This is a genomic window from Pseudomonas avellanae BPIC 631, from assembly GCF_000444135.1.
Lineage (GTDB): Bacteria > Pseudomonadota > Gammaproteobacteria > Pseudomonadales > Pseudomonadaceae > Aquipseudomonas > Aquipseudomonas avellanae.
This window is the reverse complement of sequence record NZ_ATDK01000074.1, coordinates 1-2,981: the sequence shown is the minus strand read 5'-3', so window position 1 is coordinate 2,981 and position 2,981 is coordinate 1. Positions and strand designations below refer to the sequence as shown.

Sequence of the window (2,981 nt, the reverse complement as noted above, 5' to 3'; positions counted from 1 at the left end):
TGTAGTGGTCTAATGATTCCGGACACTCATTTAGGCGAGAATATCGCCAGATATAGAGGTGTCTGATGACCAAACAACGCCGTACCTTTTCCATTGAATTCAAACGCGAGGCCGCAGGCCTCGTGCTCGATCAAGGCTATAGCCACATCGAAGCCTCCCGTTCGCTTGGGGTGGTCGAGTCTGCGCTGCGTCGTTGGGTGAGCCAACTCCAGCAGGAGCGCAATGGCGTAACGCCTCAGAGCAAAGCCCTGACGCCAGAGCAGCAGAAAATCCAGGAACTAGAAGCCCGGATCGCCCGTCTTGAGCGGGAGAAATCCATTTTAAAAAAGGCTACCGCGCTCTTGATGTCGGAAGAACACGAGCGCATGCGCTGATCGATCAGCTCGGTGCCCATGAGCCGATCGAGTTGCTGTGCGAAGCGTTCGAGATACCTCGCTCGTGCTACTACGACCATTGCCTGCGACGCCGGGCTCCAGACCCCGAGCGGGTTCGTTTACTCAGCCGAGTCAATGAGCTGTTCGGGAAAAGTCGAAGCGCTGCCGGCAGCCGCAGTATCGTGTCGATGATGCAGGAGGATGGCGAGCAAATCGGTCGATTCAAGGTGCGTGGCCTGATGCGGGAACTGGGATTAATCAGCAAGCAACCAGGCTCGCATACTTATAAACACGCAACAGCGGAGCGGCCTGATATTCCGAATATTTTGAATCGGGAGTTCGATGTACCCGCGCCCAATCAGGTCTGGTGTGGCGACATCACCTACATCTGGGCGCAGGAAATGGCATTACCTGGCAGTGGTTATGGATCTTTATGCGCGTCGGATTGTGGGTTGGGCGTTTTCGAACAAGCCGGATACGGACTTGGTGATCAAGGCGCTGGACATGGCTTATGAGCAACGCGGCAAGCCTCAGGGCCTGCTGTTTCACTCCGACCAGGGCGCCCAATACGGGAGCCGACAGTTTCGCCAGCGGCTTTGGCGATACCGCATACGCCAGAGCATGAGTCGCCGAGGTAATTGCTACGACAACTCGCCGATGGAGCGTGTGTTCCGCAGTTTGAAAACTGAATGGATACCGACCGTGGGCTACATGACGGCCCAAGAGGCTCAGCGGGATATCAGTCATTATCTGATGCATCGCTACAACTGGATTCGGCCACACCAGTTCAATGATGGACTGGCGCCCGCTCAGTACGAGAAAAACCTTAACGTCGTGTCCGGGATGAGTTGACCACTACAGATCTTTGATTGAAGCTTGGCATTGCTCGGAAAGCTCGTTCCCAGTCACAGCCATCGCAGTCCCGCTACCCAACATCCCAACTATTACCATCAGTACAAAAAATATCTTCATATAGGCCGTCCTTGCTTTAGCTATCGTACTTTACACACCGGGCGGGCCATGACGTGCGGCGTCTGATTCTGGAAGTCCAACGCTACCGTCTGCTGCTAAAGGAAATTGACGCCCTTTACGAAACGACCCATAAAGCTTGGCAAAACACCGTAGGCGGCAATCTGGTCGCCTTGCATCTGCTACAAGGCGTCATGTTCAACGAGCGTTTCCGGATCGGCTAACAGCGCATCACAAGGCGTTTGAACTATGCAAACCCCATTTTAGAACGCCTTTTTTTACCCCTCAGAATGACTCGTCAGCAGTCGTGACAGACGGCGCACCACCTGCGGAAATACCACGGGTTGAGCACTGCCTGTCATGACAACACACTGGCGATATCAACTATGAGGAAGCAACATGCTCAAGCACATCATTCGCGCCTTTCAATGGTTTTGGCGGCTGGCCCTGTCCATCGTCGCAAGCCAGCTCGTCCGCTGGGCGCTACGCAACGCATTGGACTGGCTGGAATGATCCAGTGTTATGCGTCACGCAGCCTGCTCAATGCTCAACGTTATGCGCCGACCCAGCACAGCCAATGCCCGCTCCACCTGCTCGATTTTCGAGGTGTGCAGGAAGTCCACCAGCCGATCCACAACTTGCCGCGTACAGCTCAGACGGCGCGCCAGTTCGGCCCGGCTCACGCCATTGTCCAACATGCTGTTCCACAGCATGATCTTGGCGACAGTCAGCGCAGGCAGGTGCATCACCAACTCATCGCCGGATGGCAGCGACGCCTGCGGGATCTTGCGGCGCTGGTCAACGTAGAGCGAAAAGGCCGACTCCATGCCGTTCAGGGCTTCGGCCAGCGCCTCGTCCAAGGTGTCACCCGAGGCGTTCATTTCGGGAATATCCGGGCATGACAACCAGATGCCGGTTGGTTCCTGATGCAGTTCTAACGGGTACTGATACATAGGGCCTCACTGGTCAGCGGTACAGCCAAGCCTCAATCCTTGAGGCCCAGCTGTTTGATGATCGATTTACGTAACCCTTCGTGCATTTCCTTGCTGCCGTGGTCCGCAAAGATGGTCGCCTTGCCATTCAAGTACACCTTGAAGTGGCTGCCCTTGGCCGCTTTGAACTCAGCGCCTTGAGCCTGTAACCATCGCCGAAACTCGCTGCACTTCATTGCTTCAGTCCTTGCCGTTTCGGTAAGATCAGTATGCAACATAAATGCTGCAAGAGCAACACATATGATGCATTTATTAAGTCGGTCGAAGTCCAAAACGCATGCCTTCATTGAAGGCAAAGAGCGATTGACCATGCGCATAATTTTCTGAGCAGCCTGCGCGCACACGCGCCCGGTTGAGGACTGGGGCGGCTTGCCGTTCCAGGCCGATTTATCCGGGTCTTAGCGCCCGCAGGGTGGCCGTAGGCCAGGGCAGGGCAGCTTTATCGCCCTGGGCCGCTTAGACAGGCTGTTTCACGTACGTATAGTCGCGGATATACGCGCCGTGCCGAAGGCACGACTTGCGCGTGCATTACTGCTTTATTAGGGTCTGTTCCCGTTTCACATTGGTAGCCACAGAAAAGCGCAGGCCATTGCTATGACGCTTTCATAGTTTCTCTTGAGTTTGTCAAATCGAGAAGCCACCGCCC

The 2,981-nt window shown here is 55.2% G+C and carries 3 protein-coding genes and 2 pseudogenes; 2 read left to right on the top strand and 3 right to left on the bottom strand.

Annotation, left to right across the window (positions count from 1 at the left end):
• Positions 1-65 precede the first annotated feature (65 nt).
• Together DW49_RS1000000129565 and DW49_RS1000000133040 are read left to right on the top strand one after the other, a co-directional pair.
• Positions 66-1,226: pseudogene (locus DW49_RS1000000129565) on the top strand (IS3 family transposase).
• A 173-nt stretch (positions 1,227-1,399) separates the two neighbouring features.
• Positions 1,400-1,567 carry a hypothetical protein gene (locus DW49_RS1000000133040; RefSeq protein ID WP_169338176.1) on the top strand — a complete coding sequence of 56 codons (168 nt, stop codon included), beginning with the start codon at positions 1,400-1,402 and terminating at the stop codon, positions 1,565-1,567.
• Positions 1,568-1,870: 303 nt separating this feature from the next.
• Here the strand turns inward: DW49_RS1000000133040 and DW49_RS0105615 are convergent, their stop codons facing one another.
• The 3 genes and pseudogenes from DW49_RS0105615 to DW49_RS1000000131765 all read right to left on the bottom strand — a co-directional run.
• Positions 1,871-2,296 (bottom strand): type II toxin-antitoxin system HicB family antitoxin, encoded by a 426-nt coding sequence (locus tag DW49_RS0105615; RefSeq protein ID WP_005622461.1) that lies wholly within the window; start codon positions 2,294-2,296, stop codon positions 1,871-1,873.
• 32 nt (positions 2,297-2,328) lie between these two features.
• A complete protein-coding gene (locus tag DW49_RS0105610) occupies positions 2,329-2,511 on the bottom strand; it encodes a type II toxin-antitoxin system HicA family toxin (RefSeq protein ID WP_007253326.1) in 183 nt (60 codons plus the stop codon).
• A gap of 381 nt (positions 2,512-2,892) precedes the next feature.
• Positions 2,893-2,981 (bottom strand): annotated as a pseudogene (locus tag DW49_RS1000000131765) (IS5/IS1182 family transposase); the annotation flags it as partial.